Here is a 19,004-nt window from a genome sequence, read left to right as displayed (position 1 = left end):
ACAAGGTCGTTTTGGGCTGATACAAACATAGGAGTTAATAAGAAAAAGCAGCATAGGTATAGCTGTCAGTACCACAGACAGTTCGACGATCTGTAAAACTTTTAAAACTCTGTCAACTACGATAATTCAGACCGGGCCCCATAAAAAGAGTTCCCAATAAAGAGAAAAAAAATTCACATTTTTCAAAATGCGAGTCGGGACAAGCTATTACACCGAATGAATACTGTCTGGTCTGACCATTATTGAAAAGTGTGATGTTAATTACTTGTTAACCCTCAATGTGCGGAGTATATTTTCAAACAGATGTTTTATACAAGTGATTAACGTTTTGGGTAAGTGGGTTAGTAATGGCACCAAGAAGTAGTACCAAGGAAAAAATACTCGATGTAGCGGAAGGCCTGTTTGCTGAGCACGGCTTTAATGATACGTCGCTACGAACGATAACCAGCAAGGCCAACGTGAATCTGGCTTCGGTCAATTATCACTTTGGGGATAAGAAAACGTTGGTGCGGGCAGTACTGAACCGTTATCTGGAAGCGTTTATGCCGGCCGTCAAGGATGCACTGATCACGCTCAATCTGCGCGATGAGTATAAGATGGCGGATGTATTTGAGTCGCTGCGCAGTCCGCTCCGGGCGCTGAACGAGTTACGTCCGAATGGTACCAGCCGTTTTATGCTGCTGATTGGACGCGGTTACACCGATGTGCAAGGCCATTTACGTTGGTTTATCACTACCCGTTATGACGACGTACTCACACTGTTTACCCAGTCGGTGTTAAAAGCCAATCCGCAGTTGACCCGTGAAACCCTGTTCTGGCGGCTACATTTCACTCTGGGGACCTGTGTATTCACGATGGCATCGAGTCAGGCGCTGACTGAGATTGCCGAGAATGATTTTGGTACTCAGGTCGATGCCAAGGTGATGGTCGACCAGATTATTCCGTATCTTGCGGCTGGTATGGCGGCCGGATAAGGGTGACTTGTCCGAGACAAACTAACCGAAGGTTAAAGGTCGGAGAACCTCAGCCTAACACAAAGCAAAACATAATAAGTTTACGTATTAAGTAAACACAATCAGTTTAAAAGACCAGTGAACAAAAGGATCTGAACTATGTGCTCTCTACGAAGAAAATGGATAAGCGACCCCGCTTTCAAACTGTTCAGGCAAGTGCTGCCACCGCTCTCTGAAACAGAGAAAGAGGCGATGGAAGCCGGTAGTGTCTGGTGGGACGGGGAATTGTTTTCTGGTAAACCAGATTTCAAAAAGCTGCACCATTATCCCAAGCCAACCCTGAGTGAAGAAGAGCAGTCGTTCATGGACAATGAACTCGAAACACTGCTTGCTATGCTTGATGACCATAAAATCATCAAACAGGACCGCGATTTACCGCCGGAGGTATGGCAGTATCTGCGTAAAGAGCGCTTCTTCTCACTGATTATTGCCAAGAAATTCGGTGGTCGTCAGTTTTCTGCATTGGCTAACTCGACCATAGTGTCGCGTATCGCCACCAGAAGTATCAGTACCGCGGTGACTGTGATGGTGCCGAACTCACTCGGCCCGGGTGAGCTGCTGTCGCACTATGGTACTCAGGAGCAAAAAGATTACTGGTTACCGCGCCTGGCAGACGGTACTGATATTCCCTGCTTTGCACTGACCGGGCCGGAAGCAGGCTCAGACGCAGGCGGTATTCCCGACCAGGGCATCGTGTGTTACGGCAAGCATGAAGGTAAAGAGGTACTGGGTGTGCGTCTTAACTGGAATAAGCGTTACATCACGTTGGCACCAGTGGCAACTGTGCTGGGGCTGGCATTTAAGATGTACGACCCGGACAACCTGCTGGGTGATAAACAAGATATTGGCATTACCTGTGCGTTGATTCCTGCGGATCATGACGGGGTCGAAATTGGCGAACGTCACGACCCGATTGGCTTGGCGTTTATGAACGGCCCGACGCGTGGTCAGGATGTGTTTATTCCGATGGAGTGGTTGATTGGTGGAGTTGACTACGCCGGTAAAGGCTGGCGTATGCTGGTGGAATGTTTATCGGCCGGGCGCGGTATTTCACTGCCGGCGCTGGGCACCGCGATTGGTCACCTGACTTCGCGCACTACCGGTGCTTATGCTTATGTGCGTAAGCAGTTCGGCATGCCGATCGGTAAGTTTGAAGGGGTTGAAGAGGCGCTGGGGCGTATCGGCGGCCTGACTTACCTGCTGGAAGCCACCCGTACTTTGACGACCACGTCGCTGGACATGAAAGAAAAGCCCGGCATCGTGACCGCGATTGCCAAGTATCATATGACTGAGATTGGCCGCAGCATTCTGAACGATGCGATGGACATCCATGCCGGCCGCGCGATTCAGGACGGCCCGATGAACTATCTCGCGACGCACTACCTGGGCATACCGGTTGCAATTACTGTGGAAGGGGCCAATATCCTGACCCGCAACCTAATGATTTTCGGTCAGGGTGCGACGCGTTGCCACCCGTATGTGCTGCAAGAGATGGCTGCCGCTGCCAATCCTGATCAGGAGCAGGGAGCGAAAGAGTTCGATAAGCTGCTGTTTAAACATATTGGCCATGCGGCCAGAAACACCTTTGGGGCGCTGGGCGCCGCTTTGACCGGCTCACGTTTCATCCGTGCCGATATGAGTGGCGAAACCAAGCACTATTACCGTCACATGACACGCCTGAGCCGGGCTCTGGCCGTTAGTGCTGATTTTGCCATGCTGACCCTGGGCGGTGAACTGAAACGCAAAGAGATGATTTCGGCCCGTTTGGGCGATGGCCTGAGTTACTTGTATATGGCATCGGCGGTACTAAAACGCTATGAAGATGAAGGACGGCAGCAGGCGGATCTGAACTATGTCCATTTTGCGATGCAATACTGTTTGCACCATGCGGCGAAGTCACTCAATGATGCTTACCGTAATTATCCAATCAAGTCGGTTGGTCGGGTGATGAAGGGGCTGCTGTTCCCGCTCGGTAATCACTTCCAGCCACCGGGTGATGAGTTGACGACTCAAATCGCGCAGAGCTTGATGACGCCGGGAGCGCATCGCGATCGTCTGACCCATTTGTGTTATATCGGAGCAGATCCTGATGACAGCGTTGGTTTGATGGAACGGGCATTTTTGCAGCTCTATGGCGTGCAGGGGCTGGAACGTAAGCTCAACAAGGGCGTGAAAGAGGGCAAAGTGGCCCGCAAAGGCCCGCTCACTGAACGATTGCAGCAGGCCCTTGACGCGGGCGTGCTGAGTCAGGATGAAGTGGATGCGATTGTCGCTGCCGATAAACTGCGTTATCAAGCCATTCAGGTCGATCACTTCAGTCATGACCTGTCCGAGGTTTTGACCCACACCAGTGGTAAGCTTAAGCTTAATCACGTGGCCTGAGATTGCTCAGCGGGATAATCAACAGTAAGGCTTCTGACAGGAAGCCTTCTTTTTTCTGGCAGGTTAACCCGGATTCGCGCTTGGCTGACCATCTATCATGGCCAAATTACGGGGTGCGTGGGTTAAAAAACGCCACACAGTGATCCAACCACTTATAAAATACCGCCATTTTGACAGAAATAGGATGCGATCTGCGGGCGAAACTTTTATCCTAGCGGAGATTTTTGAAGGAAGTTGAATATGATCATCAAACCTAAAATTCGCGGATTTATCTGTACAACAACGCACCCAGTGGGTTGTGAAGCTAATGTAAAAGAACAAATTGCTTACACTAAAGCACAAGGTCCAATCAAGAACGCGCCTAAGCGTGTGCTTGTTGTCGGCTCTTCAAGTGGTTATGGTTTGTCTTCACGTATCGCTGCGGCATTTGGCGGCGGTGCAGCCACCATCGGTGTGTTTTTTGAAAAACCAGGTACTGAGAAGAAGCCAGGCACAGCAGGTTTCTACAATGCAGCAGCTTTCGATAAGCTGGCGCATGAAGAAGGTCTGTATGCAAAAAGCCTGAACGGCGATGCGTTCTCGAACGAAGCTAAACAGAAAGCGATCGAACTGATTAAAGAAGATCTGGGTCAGATTGACCTGGTCGTCTACTCACTGGCATCGCCAGTACGTAAGCTGCCTGAAACTGGCGAGCTGGTACGTTCAGCACTGAAACCTATCGGCGAAACTTACACTTCTACTGCGGTTGACACCAACAAAGATGTCATCATCGAAGCAAGTGTAGAGCCGGCGACAGAGCAGGAAATCGAAGACACCATCACTGTAATGGGCGGTCAGGACTGGGAACTGTGGATGCAGGCCCTGGATGAAGCTGGCGTGCTGGCAGAAGGTTGCAAAACCGTTGCTTACAGCTACATCGGTACTGAACTGACTTGGCCAATCTACTGGGACGGCGCTCTGGGCCGTGCCAAAATGGACCTGGACCGTGCATCAGCCGCTCTGAACGATAAACTGGCAGCGAAAGGCGGCACGGCAAACGTGGCAGTGCTTAAGTCAGTTGTGACTCAGGCAAGTTCGGCAATTCCTGTGATGCCACTGTACATCGCGATGGTATTCAAGAAAATGCGTGAAGAAGGCATCCATGAAGGTTGTATGGAGCAGATCTACCGCATGTTCAGCCAGCGTCTGTACAAAGACGACGCCAGCAAGCCAGAAACAGACGACAAGAACCGTCTGCGCCTGGATGACTGGGAACTGCGTGAAGACGTTCAGCAACACTGTCGTGATTTGTGGCCACAGATTACGACAGAGAATCTGAAAGAGCTGACCGATTACGAAGCATATAAAGAAGAGTTCCTGCAACTGTTCGGTTTCGGTATCGAAGGCGTTGATTACGATGCTGACGTAAACCCACAGGTTGAATTCGACGTTATCGATATCTAATTGTATGGTTTGATACATCGATAACCAGATAACTCGCCAAAGGCGCTGATTGCTTCAGCGCCTTTTTTTGTCTCTGCGATTTACGGCTATTGCGATTTAACGGTCTATGAGATTTATGGTCAATGAGAGTTATCGTTAATGAGAGTTATCGTTGAGCTTGCGTACCGATAAGCGCTCTGGTGATCTGGAAAAGATAAAATCAACGCGCTTGTTCTGACCGATATAAAAAAGCGCCGCTCGATGGCGACGCTTGTCGTTTTATGAGTTAAATCTGTTAACTAAGTAGAATGAGCAGAGTACCCGCCAGCGTCATCAGAATATTGGCAATCGCATAAGTACCCGCATAGCCCAGCGCCGGAATGGTGGATTTGGCGTAATCATTGACAATGTCCATCGCCGGTGCACACGTACGTGCGCCAATGATAGCGCCAAACAGCAGCGCACGGTTCATTTTCAGAATGTGTGCGCCCACCAGATAAGCGAAGACAACCGGCAGCACACTGACCACAAAGGCCAGGCCGATCACCTGGGGGCCGACTTCGGACAAGTGTTCAAACATGCGCCCACCGGCGCTCAGGCCAATACCGACCATAAAGATCATCAGACCTAAATCTTTGACCATATTCAGTGCACCTTGCGGTACGTAGCCAAAGGTCGGGTGATTGGCACGTAAAAAGCCCAGCGTGATTCCGGCCAGCAGAAGACCGACCGCGTTACCCAGACTGAATGAGACCTGGCCGAAGGTCATGGTGACCAGACCAAACAGAATACCCAGAATAAAGAAGCTGCAGAATGCCAGCAGGTCCGCCATCTGACTGTGAATCGAGATAAAACCGATTTTGTCTGCCAGGCCTTTAACGCGGCTGCGTTCACCACTGACCTGCAGAACATCGCCTTTGGCCAGCACGATATCCAGGTCCATCGGCATTTCGATTTGAGCCCGTACTACGCGGTTAAGGAAACAGCCATCCTCAGACAGGTTCAGATCAGACAGGCGCTTGCTGGCAATGGTATCGCTTTTGACAACGATTTCTTCTTCTACCACACGCAGGTCAAGCAGGTTACGGTCGAACACCTCTTTGCCGTTACGAAAACTGGGTTCCAGTCTGGCGTGACTGTCCGGGAAACCCACCAGGGCAATTTCGTCGCCTTCCTGCAAAATCGCATCACCATCAGGGTGGGCGAGAATGCCGTTACGTCGGATACGCTCGATGTAACAACCGGTCTGACGATAAATGCCCAGTTCGCGCAGATTACGTCCGTCGACCCATTGCACCAGTTCCGGCCCGACCCGGTAGGCACGAATGATCGGCAGGTATACTTTACGTTGTCCGCTGCCACCCAGGCCGCGTTCCTGAGCGATTTGCTGGGCAGAATCAGACAGGTTCTGTTTTTGCAGGTTCGGCAGCAGTTTCGCGAACATGATCATACTGATAAGGCCGATCAAATACGCCATTGCATAGCCGACCGAGACATTTTCCAGTACCAGAGAAATATCCAGGTTACGCGGCACGGACGACAAACCCGAGTTCAGAGCATCCTGCGCGCCAACCAGCACCGGAGTGGAAGTCAGGGCTCCGGCCATCATACCGGCTGCCAGGCCTAAATCGAGATTCAGGTAATGATTGGCCAGGTAGGTCAGCACGGTCGCCGTAATAAGCACAACCAGACTTAAAATGAGGTAATGTTTGCCGTCACGAAAGAAAATACTGAAAAAGTTGGGGCCAGCTTCAATACCGACGCAGTAGATAAACAGCATAAAGCCAATGGTAAGGGCTTCTGCATTGAAGGAGAAACCGAGGTGTCCCATGATCAACGACGTGATCAATACACCGATAGAGTTACCTAACTGCAGGCTGCCAAAGCGGATTTTGCCAAAAGCAAGGCCTATGGCCAGAACAACAAAGATGAGAAGAATAGGGTTTTGGTCTAGCAAAAGTACGACGTCGATGTTCACAATTTAGCTCAATTCAAGCGCGGAAGAGGGGTGTAGTTAAATTATGCGGATTGTAGCGTAATTAATTAAAAAATTAAGTGAAAATTTTAAGGTTTTACAGTTCTATGAAATAACTATTTATGAAAAAAGCCCGCTGGCAGTGCAGCGGGCTCTCATGTATTAGTACTGTCGTCACATCATTGACCAATTAGTCGAACAGACCCAGGTTTTCTTTTGCGTAAGCTTCAAACTCAGTGCAACCACCAATGTGCTCTTGGTCGATGAAGATCTGTGGCACAGTCTCTACTGGTTTACCAACGGTTTTTTCCAGATCAGCTTTGGTGATGCCTTCAGCGTGGATATCAACATAACGGTAGTTGAAGTCGTCACGTTTCTCTTTCAGCGTATCAGCGTGCTCTTTCGCACGAACACAATATGGGCAACCAGGGCGACCAAAAATCACTACGAACATAGCTTTCTCCTTTGTTTCGATTGACGTCACTATGCCCGATCCAACATAGAAAATAAAGCGGCAATTACCTGTTCTTTTAATAGGTAAAAGCTATCGGTGCGATTTGCGCCCAGAGCCGTACAAAGTGTCATCGTTGTGGTGAGGTGTGTGAACTAAGGGAGGTCGCATGTTGCAGTTTATGACAGCAGTCCGGATTATTTTTGGTGAAGACTCGTTGCGACAATATTTGAATGACAATAAAAAAACGGATCACATTGTGATCCGTTTTTTGTTCAGTAGGCGAGTGCGTTATCAGATACTGGACAATTTGTCGTAGCGCGAATCTTTCAGCACTTCTTTGACTCGTTTCAGGTTTTCACGGAAACCAGAGCCGCGGCGCAGGGTAAACCCGGTCGCCAGGACATCGATAACGGTCATCTGCACCACGCGACTTGCCATTGGCATATACACATCGGTGTCTTCCGGCACATCGAGACAGATAGACAGCGAACTGGCTCGGTCTAATGGTGATTCCTTGGCGGTAATGGCAATCACGGTTGCGCCGTTTTCACGCCCCAGATTCGCCACTTCAACCAGGCTTTTGGTCCGGCCGGTGTGTGAAATCAGCACGATCACATCGTTGTCGGTGCAGTTAATACAACTCATACGTTGCATCACCACATCTTCAAAACAGGTAATCGGAATATTAAAGCGAATAAACTTGTTTTGTGCATCACGAGCCACGGCAGAAGAGGCGCCAAGACCAAAGAATGAGATACGTTTCGCCTGTGTCAGCAAATCGACGGCACGGTTAATCTGCATCGGATCCAGGCTGTTTTTCGCCACATCCAGACACGCCATAGTCGATTCGAAGATTTTATGAGTGTATGCATCCGGACCATCATCTTCCTCGACGTTACGGTTCACATAAGGGGTACCGTTTGCCAGGCTCTGAGCCAGATGCAATTTAAAATCGGGGAAGCCTTTGGTGTCCAGGCGACGGCAGAAGCGGTTAACGGTAGGCTCACTGACATCCGCCATCTTAGCAAGGGTGGCTATGCTCGAATGAATGGCAGTCTGCGGAGAAGCCATAATAACTTCCGCTACTTTACGTTCCGACTTGCTAAAATTTTCCAGGTTCTTTTGAATTTTTTCTAATGTATTCATAGTGTTCACGCGGGCGTAGAGAACAACTCGTTGGTAAGGTAACCATTAAGGGGGAGGGAAATAATCGTTTCCAAAAGCCCATTTACCAACGCCATGGGATGAGTATAAACCTAAGCAGGGATAATCCAGAAATGAAACGACGTATCAAATGATGAGAATATGACAAGCCTCAAACTAAATTTCATAAAAACTACAGCTTTAGGCGCGAAACTTATCCAAAATACGAACGAGACGCATCGTCTTGATATGTGAATTACAGCAAAACGAAATAAATTTTCAGTTTGCTGTAATTCTCTCCGAGCAGGTTATGCCAGAATTTGTTGCGTTAAACGCTCAATTCTGCCCATCAGAAGTGGTGCCAGAGTTGCAATTTCTCTTTGCTCTTCCAGGACCGAGTGTAGAATTTCGTTTGTTGTCAGTGGATTAGCAAGTACGACACGAAAAACGATGGTATCAAGCTTATCCCAACAAATCGGATTCAAACGGGTACGTGAAACAAAGGACTTGCCGGTTTCACGTTGTTTTTTCTGAATAAACTTGGTCAGTTCATTCAATAGTGCATTTAATTGCGCACGTTGCGAGCTGTCTGCTTGGTGCATCGCTGTCTTGACCTGCTGCGGCAGATAGCGGTAGGTCAACAGGCATAATTCAGGTTGTGAAACCAGCTCAAAATCGGCTTGTGCACGAATCAGATCAGCAAAATAGCGGGCTTTGGCAATGCTCTGATCAATCAGCAGTTCATAACCGGCACGGCTGATGATGTGCATACTGGCATACACCAGCATCGCGATGCCAGAGCGCGAACCTTCTAGGGTGTGACTGCCGAGATCTTTGGAGCCTTTACGCAAAATATACTGCGCGTGGTGTTCAATCGAGTTCATCGCGTGCGGATCTTTAAACAGCACCATGCCGGCTCCCATCGGGATATAAAGCTGCTTATGGGCATCAATGGTCACTGAGTCAGCCAGTTCGATTCCATCCAGAAGATGGCGGTAATTCCCCGACATCAGAGTGGCGCCACCCCAGGCGGCGTCAACGTGGAAATGGCACTGCTCTTGCTGACAGATGCGGGCAATCGCCTGCAGGGGATCAATATTACCGGTTTCAGTGGTGCCGGCGACGCCGACAACGGCAAACGGTTTGATGTTGCGCGCTTTTAACTCGGTGATTTTAGCCTGCAGATCGTCCGGGCAGATCCGGTTGTGCTCATCGGTACGGACTAAAACCAGGCCGTCCTGGCCAATCCCGAGTACATCCGCCGCTTTCTTGAGTGAATAGTGACCACGTTCAGACACCAGAATCGCCAGACCGTCATAATTGTAGTGACGCATCGCCTTAAACAGGCCTTCTTTTTCAACGCCGTGGAAATCACCATCGGCTTTGAGTGCACTGTTACGGGCTACCCATAACGCGGTAATGTTGGCAATCGTGCCCCCTGAGCAAAATGCGCCGAGTGAGTGCTCAGCACTGTGCATCCACTGTTGATAGAAGCTGTCATCGTTACCGTAGATCAGGCGGTGCAGCATGCCCAACACTTGCCGTTCCAATGGGGTAAAGGCTTTGGAGGTTTCGATTTTGACCAGATTCTGGTTAAGGGCAATCATGATCTTGGACAGCGGCATCATGAAGTAGGGCAGTGCCGATGTCATATGACCGATAAAGCTGGGTGAGGCGGTGTGTACTGACTGTGCCACCAGAGTATCAAGCAGATGCTGGGTATGGTCTGAGACAAAGACAGGTTCATCAGGAATACGCGCATCACAGAAATCTTTTTCGATCTGCTTGAGCGGCTTTTCTTCGGCCACTATGTGTTCACGCAAAAACTGATTCAGATTGCGGGAGAGCTCTTCTTCGATGCGGGTCAGTGTTGAGTCCGGCCCTTCTGGCACCGTAAATATGCGAAGTAAAGATTCAAAGTTCGCATTTGCGGTTTTGTGTTCAGATACCATACAGCGTCGTTTTAAGTTTCATCTTCCGATTTTAAGTACAACAATCTAAACGAAAACGGGACTCTTGTCCCGTGTTTATTCGGTTGGTGACTGTGCCCGGATACCCGTCATGATAGCCATGCGGGATAAGTTACAGGTAAATTAGTTACAGGTGATCTGCTCAGTTTTGGCTATCGCCTGATTGTATTTGTCGAGCGCAGATTCAATCTGTTTCGGATGGCTGAGTAAATCGGCAAAAGCAGAACGCAGCTCGTAGTTCTTGGCATGTGGTTCTGCCTGGCGATCATCAAACGTCGTTTTCGCGATTTGACCCAGTTCATCACTACGCGAAGCGAGGACTTTGACATCCTGTTGCTCTAGCTGCAGCCAGGCTTCGACCGGTTGCCCGGTGGCAACTTTGGACGGATCGTGCTCAAGGTAGTAGTGAACAGCGGCGCGATTGAGTTCAAAATGGTGCTTACGACCTTGCAGGAACCATTGGCTGACTTCCGCTAAATCTGGATACTTTTGTGTTGTCATCTCAGCCAGGTCGGTATACCACGTCAGGGAAGCATCAATGTAGGCGTCATACTTTTGCGCAAAGCACGAATTGTCCGCTGCTGCGGCGCTCATCGAACCGGCTGATAACAGCAGAGTGACAAGAAAGCGTTTCATAAAAGTTCCTTTCTGACTTGTATCGACCTCCCTTTCGCTTAGGGAGCTACAGGTTTACGTCCAGTTTGGATTGCTCATTTCACCGTAGGCCGTTGCTATGTAAGATGGTCTACTGTAAAAGATGCCCATTGTATAAGATAAGTAACACTATTCCTGCGATCTAGCCTGCAAGTGACACAAAGAAAAGCATCAATACCGGAACTAACACGCTGAGTATAAAGCCGCTAACGATAGCGACTGGCACACATCGTACACCACCGGTGGTCTGGATTAGCGGCAAAGTGAAGTCCATGGACGTGGCGCCAGCATAGCCGATAGTGGTGCACGGTTTACGCCCAATCAGCATCGGGATCATCACCAGAGAAACCAGTTCACGCATTAACTCGATCAGGAATGACGCGCCGCCATAGACCGGCCCAAATGCATCACCCATCAGAATGCCGGCCAGCGAATACCAGCCAAAACCTGACGCCATTGCCAGCGCTTTATAAACGGGAATGTCGAGTACCAATGCCGCCACTAAGCCACCCAGCCAACTGGTGATAATCATGACGGCCGCAATCATCATTCCGAGCTTGTTAATCAGGATTTGTCCCAGTGTCAGGCCGCAGTTGCGCAGCTGGATACCAATAAAAAACAGTAGCAGCGATAAACACCATTCCATCGCATTGTCGACCCAGGGCAAGTTCAGATTCAGCACTACGCCCAATAACAGGCCTCCACCGACAACCACAATCAGTTTAAGTGATTCCAGCGCCATGCTTGAAAGAGGCAACTGGCTGTGGGAAGAGTCGGTCTGGAGTGGCATGAAGCGATCAATCAGCGGCAGGAAGAGCAAATTAGCCGCCCCGAGAGCCACGAAAAAGACACTGACAAACTTAATGATCAGTTGCAGATTGTCGCCTAGGTTGTCCAGAGCCGCTAAGCTCAGTCCCATCAGAAACAGCATGATATAGACCAGGTTAGACGTCACCTGATTGAGCTTATTGAGCCAGTTTTTATTGCGCACGCTAAACAGATAGCCCACGACAAGCGGGGCAAAGATAAACAGCATCCCTGAAATCATAAAATCCTCAAAAGTCGGGGTCAGAAACCGCTGGCGTTGATTACCGCACTGAGTTTGTCTTTAAAATCGAGTTCGCTCAGGTTGCTGAGTTCAAACAGTACTTCGGCACCAGTAGCGTTGATCTCGACTTCATGCTCGTCATACGCATCGTCTTGCTTTCTGTACAGCAACAGATGGTGGGCGATGCGAGCGACATCGAGATAACTCACTTCTTCTTCATGCTGAATCAGCGACTGATTACAGGCCACTTCAAGGAAATCACGATCGAATCCCCAATGGTTAAGCACTTGTTTACTGGTCTGAGAACAACTGGATTGGAAAATTTGCAGCGCGATATCCTGATCAAGATAGTTGCCGCTCTCCAGATAGAGGTAGTACTCATTCACCAGGCAGAACAGGCCGATATCCGCCAGCAGGCCAACCAAGAGTGCTTTTTCCTGCTCAAGATAGGTGTAACGTCCCGGCTCGAGCGCTTTAAAACTTTGCACCACTATGACCATGGTTGCGCCCAATTCACGGGATACCGAAGCGCTGTTGACCAGCATGGCATTGCATTCTTTGCTCAGATTGATGGAGTGCTTGAGCTGTTCTATTGCCTGAGCTGTGACAATGTCACGAACCCGCATAATGCCAAGGCGTGATACCGCAGTGAACAAATCGTTGCAGGTAATATTGCGGCGATTAAAGACCACAGAGTTTGCAACCCTGATCACAATAGCCGCCAGGCCTGGGTCATCGGTCAGACAGTCGGCCACGTCAGATATACCTGTCGATTCTAACGTGCACAGTTTCTGAATTTTCACTACCACCTCAGGAATCGGTGGTAAGGAGATCTTACCGGTACTGATGGAATTTTTAACCATCTGTGCGAACTCACTTTCTAGCCCTTCAATGAGTTTGTGGCGGTTTTCCGGAAGCCAAAAAAAAGATAGATGATTCATTTTTAATTATTAATCGTTTTAGTGAACCCCATTCTACAAAGTGGTGACAAATATACGCAACTCATATCAAGTACAAATTCACCGTTTATGAGCATTTCGATGATCTGTTGTGCATTTTCCCCGGTAAGTTACTGCAAAAGTATGAGATTTAATGCGCCGTGATGCATATCTCTTTTTTGCCAACTTGAGAATAAATTGCTGTGAATTTCGTATGGTATTATTTTTTGTCAGTTCATTATGATAAAGGAAAATATAAGCAAACGTTCGATAAATGGACTTTGCACTTTAATCGGTTGGCTAGCCGATACTATTTATTGCTGTCTGGTGACCTCTTTATTCATTCAATAAGAAGGTGTTACCACAATGAGTACAAACAGATACATCTCATTCCTCAATCAATTTGGTCCGTTGGAGAAGCGTTCCATGTTCGGTGGTACAGGATTGTTCCGGCATAACTCAATGTTTGCATTATTGGCACAAGGGCGCTTGTTTATTCGTGGCAGCTGTGTGTTGGATGATGAGTTTCTGGCTTTAGGATGTGAAAAATTCCGTCATATAAAAAAGCAGACCACGGCGACAGTTAATTATTATGACGTGACGGATTTATACCGTGCTGAGAAGGCTTGCCTTGACGATTTGATCCATCGTTCGATTGAGTATGCAGTGGCATCGCGCTGTCGCCAGAACCAGGGTGAAGTGAAGCGTTTAAGAGATATGCCGAATATGCATTTCAGACTGGAGCGCATGGTAAAAAAAGCGGGCATCAAGGACGTGGCGACTTTCGTTGATCTGGGAGCGCCAAAGGTCTTTAATAAAGTCCGCGATATTTACGGCAATGATCTGGATGTCAGTCTGCTGTGGAAGTTTGCTGGCGCTATCGAAGGAGTGCATTGGGAACTGCTCCAGGAACCGCGTAAACGCCAGTTGCTCGACAGTTGTCGGCAGTGACGTTCAAACCCAAAAAAACCGAGGCAAGCCTCGGTTTTTTTGACACAAATATACGACGCCAGCTTTACGTACAGTTGTCGGCAGTGCGCAGAGTGCTGTTTAGTATTTGAAACGAGCGGTAAACATCAGTTGGTCGCCGTACGCATCGTTGAAGCGGGCTTCAGCGCCGATAGAAAACAGCTCTGTTGAGTGGAAACGACCGTAAACCGAACCAATCCAGTCGTCGTTATCATCAATAGAAACGTAACCGGCTTTACCCCCCACTTCCAGTTGCGGACCAAGCCACTGGCGTACGCCAAGGTTGAGTTCCATACCGGTATCCGCGCTGCTGCGAGATTCGTCATCATGAATGCGGAACAGCATCTCACCAGTGAAGTCAGCCCAGTTGTTGATTGGCGCGTGGAAGCCGAAACCAGCGGCTGCGTCGTAGTCGTCTTCGAACTCAGAATCCACACGGCCGATAATGTGAGCATTAGGGTGAATAGAAGTGCTGATTGCCGCACCATAGGTAACCGGGCTCGCGCCGATGCGCGCTTCAACGTAGTCGTAGCTGAAGTTACTCATCACGGCCGGGCTGTTAGGATTGACCGCAGCCATTGAATGGGCTGAAGCAAGAAGAAGTGCTGATGCAATGATTGTTTTACGCATAATCACGATAAACCTATCTCTTTATGATTAATTCCATGGTCAACGGTGAGGTCATATAAACGTAATGCCTTGCAAGATAACCAAGCTCTAAAAGTGTCGACATCATAATTCACGGTGTTGCCGAGCTCTACCGAAAAATGTCATTGTTTTGTCGTTCAGGTAAAAAATAAGCAATTTAAATGCCAAATATATGAAACTTTTGTGTTTATTGTCTGACTCGACAGCCAAATTTGCAGTTTATTGGTGAGATTGGATGCTTACTCTCCAAAAGTGGTGCGTTTTGCTGCCATGGCATTGAGGATCTTCTCGGCATCCAGAATTTGTACCCAAGCCATCAAATCCGTTTCATGGTCGATGATGTACTGGGTCAGTTGATCTTTGACCATCTGGCGCAACTGGTCACCCTGCCAGGGTTTAGCAACATAGAAATCAAGGCTGGCATGGTTGACCGCCTCAATGGTATCTTCCAGTCCGGCCTGACCGGTCAGCAGTACCTTGCGGGTTGCGGCCGTATCCGGATTCTGGTTCATCTCGATCAAAAACTGAATCCCGGTTTGCTCGGGCATAATGTGGTCGCACAGAATCAGTGCCAGATGAATATCCTGCTGACAATAATCGTCAATAACCTGTCTTGCTTCACTGACCGACTCGGCAGCTTCCAGTACAAAATCCTGCTCGAAACAGTCAAGATCCTGTACCACGCTATCCAGCACTTCTCTTTCATCATCAACACATAAAATCATGTATTTATTCATGTTGTTCTCCTTAATACTTAATCCTGATGCGTGGTCAGCGTGACGGTATGTGGCTGTAGTATTTACTGAGTCAGAGTGTTAGCTGCAAACTCATCGTATACCGAAAAATCACCAGGGCACCGTTAAAACTATAACGGTAGCCATAAGCTCATTGAGGTATAGGCGTTAATCTTACTGTCGACCTCAATCCAGCCCTGATGCTGCAGGGCGATTTGCTGACAGACCGATAAACCGATCCCCAGGCCAAAATTGCCTTCGCGTTTGGTGGTGAAATTGAGAGCAAAAATTTTGTCCCGCAATGGTGCTGGGATGCCACAGCCATCATCGGTAATACTGACCACCACGTAGGTTTTGTCCTCTTTAACGGCCAGCCTGGTTCGTATATGAAGTGTGCCGCGCTCCGGCAGGGCGTCAATCGCATTGGCGATAAGATTAGTCCAGATCTGTTGCAAAGCGATCGGCTGACAGCGAACAAGGGGCAACTCTGCGTATTCTTTCTCTACCCGGTGCATTTTGAGCCGGTTTTCAAAGATCACCAGGGTATCTTCCAGTCCTTCATGAATATCGACCAGATGAAAGGTTTCATCGTCCGGGCGGGCATAACCCTTGAGGCTTTTGACCATATCGGCAATCCGTTGCGAGCAGACGGTAATTGAGCGTAAATTGCTCCCGGCGAGGTGGTAACTTTCCAGCTCGCTGACCAGTTGCAAGGCTTGCTCTGCATCCTGCTGTGCCACGGTGATTATGGCCTGGTCTGCATCCAGCCCGAGAGTGACCAGCTTTTTAGCCAGTAACCTGTGCTGGATACGCGTCTCCAGAGCCTGCGCTTTCGCGCGTACCTCCGCCGTTGAGAGCGGGTTGACCCGCAGCGCCTGGCGTAACAATTGCGCGCCGTGATGGTCGATGGGCAGATGGCGGGAGTGTTCAACAATCGATTCAATGTTACGGGCCAGCGCTTCTGCGCCGCGCAGTATGGCGGCGACGGGGTTGTTCAGCTCATGGGCGACACCGGCCACCAGTTGGCCCAGCATGGCCATTTTTTCACGCTCTATCAATTGTTGATGGGCACTTTCCAGCGACTCCAGCGTTTTTTGCAGTGTGATTTTAGTGGTGATACTGCGCTGCAACCGGCGGTTAAAATGGCGTAACAGTAAATTGGTGAACAACGGCAGCAGACGGGTGTCGGAGTGCATTACTTTGGCAAATACGCTTCTGTCGAGTTTGATCACTTCGGTCTGCGTCAGTGTGATGGCGGTTGAAAACGAGGGTTCACCGGTGACAAAAGACATGCCGCCGACAATATTGCCTTTCGGATGTCGCACGACTTCTCGCTGCTGGCCCTGGTCATCTTTTTTGTACAGCGCGACTTCGCCTGAGGTAATGAACCATAAAAAACGGTTTTCGCTGCCTTCTTCCGTCAGCAGGTGTTGGGCCGAGTAAGTACGACAGGCGCGAGTCTCGTCATTGTGTTCAAAAAACTGGTACAGGGCACCAATCACTTGCTCGGCCAGTTCCATATCTGACATCTGATGATAATCACTGATGAAGCCCTCGCGGTAACTGCGCATCTTATTGTCGATATGAGTACGCAGAATACGCGACTGGTCCAGCACACTGCTATAAGTGAGCACGTTGTCGCTATCGTGGTCGAGCAGATAGGTGGTGAGTTCCTGTTGCACGGTTTTGCGCAGCAGGTTATCCGCCAGTGGCTCGGTCAGACAGTAATCGAGCCTGCCTTCATTGACGGCATTAACGATTGCCTGAATATCCAGGCCACTGCTGATGAGTATTTTGCGGGCGTTACGAGTGTGCGGCATCTTATCTAACTGGATAAGAAAGTCGGCACCGTCCACAGCAGAATGATGACTGGCCACCACCAGAGCTACGACCTGATGGTGTTGCTCAACCTGCTCGAGGATCTGATGAGCTTGCTGCAAAGAAGCCGCGCTCAGCACATCAAAGCGGCTGGCGAACACGCTCAGCTCGTTACGCCAGTGTTGCACGCTGAGCGGATTGTTGTCTAAACAGAGCAGGGCATATCGGTTCACAAGACTCTCGCACGGGCTATCACTATCCATGACTTTATCAGGCTTTAGCCACCAAATTTGCGAGCCTGGTTAGAAGTCAAAAAATCCTGACACAAAGGCAACCAATTCCCTGATTTACTTCATACTTTGCTTACTCGTTTCTGACAGGCAGCTGTTACTGTTTCGTCCTTTGGGCATCTACGGTAGACTGAGCCAAACAATAAGGAATCCCGAACACATGAATACGATAAAACGCATGGGCGCAGTGGGTGGCGCGGTCGTCCTGGTACTGTGCTGGCCACTGGCAGTCGGTCAGATTGGACAAAATGTCATCACCGATGGTATTGCTCATTTCAGTAACGAACAGGTGACGGCTGAACTGGTCAGTTATGATCGCGGCTATCTTTCTTCCCATGTTGAAACCCGCTACACCATTCTTGATCCTCAGTTGAAAGCGCAACTGGCCGAACAGGGTATTCCGGCCCAATTTTTACTGGACAGTGAAATCTCCCATGGGCTGATAAGTTTAACGGCGGTGTCGGATTTTCCTGAGTATCCCGAGTTACCGCTTACCATCACCAGCACGACTAGCTTAAACGGCAATACCCGTTTTAAAGTGGAGAGTGACAACTGGCATTACCAGAATCAAGGTGAAACGCCGTTCACCATTTCTCTGACTCCGGCGGTGCTGGAGGGCAGTGCAACCCGCTTGGGTGAGCTGACTTATTCACTCTCTGTTCCATCGATTGATATGGACTTTACCAATGGGGAAAAAGCCCAGCTCAGCCATCTGCGTATTGACGGACAGGGCAAGCAAATCAAAGGTTTCTGGATCGGTAAACAGAGCCTGACTCTGGATGCGCTGACCACCACAGATATTGATGGCACGACGCCATTCAGTGCTGACAAAGCCAGTTACCAGTTCACTTCAACGTTAGATGAGGCTACTCAGCGTTTCAGCAGCCAGCATGTGGTGAATATCGGCCAGGTGGTCAATCAGGACAACATTCTGCGTGATGTGCAGCTTGATTTTACTCTGGCGGATGTTGACAGTGATTCGTTTGAGCAACTGTCGAATATTTACCAAAGCTATCCTGAAATGACCCATGAAGCGATGGGACAGGCGATGCCATATCTGGACACCTTATTTTCTAAAGGCTTTCGTTTGACGATGGACAAGCTGTCTGCATCTCTGGGCGAAGGCGAGTTTACTTCCAGCTGGAGTTTGTCTATTCCTGAAGGGACGGACAATGTGATGCAGGATCCCGGTATCGTGCTGTCCGCGCTCACCGGGCATCTGGAATCGTCCGTTTCTAATCAACTTGCGGCGGCATATCCGATGATACAGCAGGGAGCAGATGAGTTGGTTGTGATGGAAATGGCGACTCAGGATGATAAAGGTTATCAGTTAAAAGCGGATGTGAAAGACGGTAATCTGCAATTTTCCAACGGCACGAAAGTCCCGCTGGTGGCATTATTTATGACTTTGATGATGCAACAAGGTTAGTAGCGAAAGGAATTTTGTGCTTATTAACGAAAAGAGGTCTTAAGACCTCTTTTCTCACTTTTTATCCAGCTAAAAAAGTGGTATTAATCACACTAATTTTCGATAGCAGGAGCAAAG

General features: G+C 49.1%; 15 protein-coding genes. 5 read left to right on the top strand and 10 right to left on the bottom strand.

Features of this window, described 5'->3' with window-relative positions:
- Positions 1 to 347 precede the first annotated feature (347 nt).
- The 3 genes from E6C74_RS07815 to fabV all read left to right on the top strand — a co-directional run bounded on the left by E6C74_RS07815 (position 348) and on the right by fabV (position 4,838).
- Positions 348 to 974, top strand: a complete 627-nt coding sequence (locus E6C74_RS07815) for a TetR/AcrR family transcriptional regulator (protein WP_136484144.1) — start codon at positions 348 to 350, stop codon at positions 972 to 974.
- Between the two features lie 138 nt (positions 975 to 1,112).
- Complete coding sequence (locus tag E6C74_RS07810) at positions 1,113 to 3,395, top strand: acyl-CoA dehydrogenase (RefSeq protein WP_136484143.1); 2,283 nt, start codon at positions 1,113 to 1,115, stop codon at positions 3,393 to 3,395.
- Positions 3,396 to 3,635: 240 nt separating this feature from the next.
- Positions 3,636 to 4,838: an enoyl-ACP reductase FabV gene (gene fabV / locus E6C74_RS07805; protein ID WP_136484142.1), complete on the top strand. Its 1,203-nt coding sequence runs from the start codon at positions 3,636 to 3,638 to the stop codon at positions 4,836 to 4,838.
- Between the two features lie 274 nt (positions 4,839 to 5,112).
- Here fabV and E6C74_RS07800 read toward each other — a convergent pair whose 3' ends face one another.
- The 7 genes from E6C74_RS07800 to E6C74_RS07770 form a co-directional block, all read right to left on the bottom strand.
- Positions 5,113 to 6,795: an aspartate:alanine antiporter gene (locus E6C74_RS07800; RefSeq protein ID WP_136484141.1), complete on the bottom strand. Its 1,683-nt coding sequence runs from the start codon at positions 6,793 to 6,795 to the stop codon at positions 5,113 to 5,115.
- Between the two features lie 187 nt (positions 6,796 to 6,982).
- The gene (locus E6C74_RS07795) at positions 6,983 to 7,246 is read right to left on the bottom strand and encodes a GrxA family glutaredoxin (RefSeq protein ID WP_136484140.1); all 264 of its coding nucleotides are present in this window, start codon (positions 7,244 to 7,246) and stop codon (positions 6,983 to 6,985) included.
- Positions 7,247 to 7,537: 291 nt separating this feature from the next.
- Entirely contained in the window at positions 7,538 to 8,392 is an 855-nt protein-coding gene (locus E6C74_RS07790; protein WP_136484139.1) for a MurR/RpiR family transcriptional regulator, read from the bottom strand.
- 305 nt (positions 8,393 to 8,697) lie between these two features.
- The gene (gene panP / locus E6C74_RS07785; protein WP_136484138.1) at positions 8,698 to 10,341 is read right to left on the bottom strand and encodes a pyridoxal-dependent aspartate 1-decarboxylase PanP; all 1,644 of its coding nucleotides are present in this window, start codon (positions 10,339 to 10,341) and stop codon (positions 8,698 to 8,700) included.
- Positions 10,342 to 10,482: 141 nt separating this feature from the next.
- Positions 10,483 to 10,995, bottom strand: coding sequence for a hypothetical protein (locus E6C74_RS07780; protein WP_136484137.1), 513 nt, complete (start codon positions 10,993 to 10,995; stop codon positions 10,483 to 10,485).
- Between the two features lie 160 nt (positions 10,996 to 11,155).
- Positions 11,156 to 12,061, bottom strand: a complete 906-nt coding sequence (locus E6C74_RS07775; protein ID WP_136484136.1) for a lysine exporter LysO family protein — start codon at positions 12,059 to 12,061, stop codon at positions 11,156 to 11,158.
- 20 nt (positions 12,062 to 12,081) lie between these two features.
- Positions 12,082 to 13,002: an HDOD domain-containing protein gene (locus E6C74_RS07770; protein ID WP_136484135.1), complete on the bottom strand. Its 921-nt coding sequence runs from the start codon at positions 13,000 to 13,002 to the stop codon at positions 12,082 to 12,084.
- Positions 13,003 to 13,365: 363 nt separating this feature from the next.
- Between E6C74_RS07770 and E6C74_RS07765 the strand changes: the two genes are divergently transcribed.
- Positions 13,366 to 13,950 carry a TfoX/Sxy family DNA transformation protein gene (locus tag E6C74_RS07765; protein WP_136484134.1) on the top strand — a complete coding sequence of 195 codons (585 nt, stop codon included), beginning with the start codon at positions 13,366 to 13,368 and terminating at the stop codon, positions 13,948 to 13,950.
- 99 nt (positions 13,951 to 14,049) lie between these two features.
- On the opposite strand, the gene E6C74_RS07760 is transcribed toward E6C74_RS07765, so the two are convergent.
- The 3 genes from E6C74_RS07760 to E6C74_RS07750 form a co-directional block, all read right to left on the bottom strand.
- The gene (locus E6C74_RS07760) at positions 14,050 to 14,598 is read right to left on the bottom strand and encodes a hypothetical protein (protein WP_136484133.1); all 549 of its coding nucleotides are present in this window, start codon (positions 14,596 to 14,598) and stop codon (positions 14,050 to 14,052) included.
- 257 nt (positions 14,599 to 14,855) lie between these two features.
- Positions 14,856 to 15,353, bottom strand: coding sequence for a response regulator (locus tag E6C74_RS07755; protein ID WP_136484132.1), 498 nt, complete (start codon positions 15,351 to 15,353; stop codon positions 14,856 to 14,858).
- Positions 15,354 to 15,481: 128 nt separating this feature from the next.
- Positions 15,482 to 17,401 (bottom strand): ATP-binding protein, encoded by a 1,920-nt coding sequence (locus E6C74_RS07750; protein ID WP_136484131.1) that lies wholly within the window; start codon positions 17,399 to 17,401, stop codon positions 15,482 to 15,484.
- A gap of 217 nt (positions 17,402 to 17,618) precedes the next feature.
- Here E6C74_RS07750 and E6C74_RS07745 point away from each other — a divergent pair, with 217 nt between their 5' ends.
- On the top strand, positions 17,619 to 18,887 hold the full coding sequence (locus E6C74_RS07745) for a DUF945 family protein (protein WP_136484130.1): 1,269 nt from the start codon (positions 17,619 to 17,621) through the stop codon (positions 18,885 to 18,887).
- Positions 18,888 to 19,004 lie beyond the last annotated feature (117 nt).

Source organism: Vibrio sp. H11, from assembly GCF_004804295.1.
GTDB classification, from domain to species: domain Bacteria; phylum Pseudomonadota; class Gammaproteobacteria; order Enterobacterales; family Vibrionaceae; genus Vibrio; species Vibrio ostreae.
The sequence above is the reverse complement of the archived record's forward strand: the minus strand, read 5'-3'. Positions and strand labels throughout refer to the sequence as shown.